Origin of the sequence: Enterobacter cloacae complex sp. ECC445, assembly GCF_021892025.1 — a bacterium.
Taxonomy (GTDB): domain Bacteria; phylum Pseudomonadota; class Gammaproteobacteria; order Enterobacterales; family Enterobacteriaceae; genus Enterobacter; species Enterobacter chengduensis.
Genome location: NZ_JAKLRZ010000066.1, coordinates 1 through 314, shown reverse-complemented (window position 1 = coordinate 314; position 314 = coordinate 1). Strand labels below are relative to the sequence as shown.

1 protein-coding gene is annotated in these 314 nt (G+C 52.2%); it reads left to right on the top strand.

What is annotated here, in order from left to right:
* Nucleotides 1–82: 82 nt before the first annotated feature.
* The coding region (locus tag L6R44_RS24855; protein ID WP_237425704.1) for a hypothetical protein at nucleotides 83–314 on the top strand (232 nt) is incomplete at its 3' end.

The window sequence follows — 314 nt, the reverse complement described above, 5'->3', positions numbered from 1 at the left end:
GTCGGTAGAGCAGGGGATTGAAAATCCCCGTGTCCTTGGTTCGATTCCGAGTCCGGGCACCACTATTTAAAGAACCCAGCCTATGGCTGGGTTTTTGCTTTTCTGCGTTTATCAAAACCTTCCCAGTTTTTATATTTCTGTATCTCTTTCCAGTAAGATCGCGATCGTGCGACCCGCCACCCGGCCTGCGGGTTGGGTTGGCCCGGTAAGCGCAGCGCCACTGGGCTTTTTCTGCGCACAAAAGCAAAAAACCCCGCACCTTACGGTACGGGGTTCTTCTTATTTGATGCCTGGCAGTTCCCTACTCTCACATG